We start from the raw sequence: 481 nt of genomic DNA on the forward strand, positions 1-481 counted from the left end.
GGCAGACGCTTAGGACGCAGCAGCTTGCCATCACGGTTCAGTACCACATCGCCGTTCTTCATATCGGCAGGGGAGACTTCTTCGCAATCCAGGAAGCTGTTGTACTGGTCACCCAGGTCGCCCGGTTTGTTGGTCACCGCGATCTGCTTGGTCAGGCCAGCCCCCAGAGAGTCGGTACGGGCCACGATGACACCATCATCCACACCCAGCTCAAGGAAGGCGTAGCGTACGGCGCGGATCTTCGCCAGGAAGTCTTCATGGGGAACGGTCACTTTACCGTCCTGGTGGCCACACTGCTTCTCATCAGACACCTGGTTTTCAATCTGGATACAGCAGGCACCGGCTTCGATCATCTGCTTGGCCATCAGGTAGGTTGCTTCAGCGTTACCGAAACCGGCATCGATATCGGCGATGATAGGCACTACGTGAGTGATATGGTTATCGATTTTTTCCTGAGCGGCCGCTTCAGCAGCGCTGTCGC

General features: G+C 56.8%; 1 protein-coding gene. It reads right to left on the reverse strand.

The window, feature by feature from the left end:
• A partial coding sequence (locus JW499_RS21650) for an isocitrate lyase/phosphoenolpyruvate mutase family protein (protein WP_205212521.1) occupies positions 1–481 on the reverse strand: 481 nt, incomplete at both ends.

Source organism: Amphritea pacifica (assembly GCF_016924145.1).
GTDB classification, from domain to species: Bacteria; Pseudomonadota; Gammaproteobacteria; order Pseudomonadales; family Balneatricaceae; genus Amphritea; species Amphritea pacifica.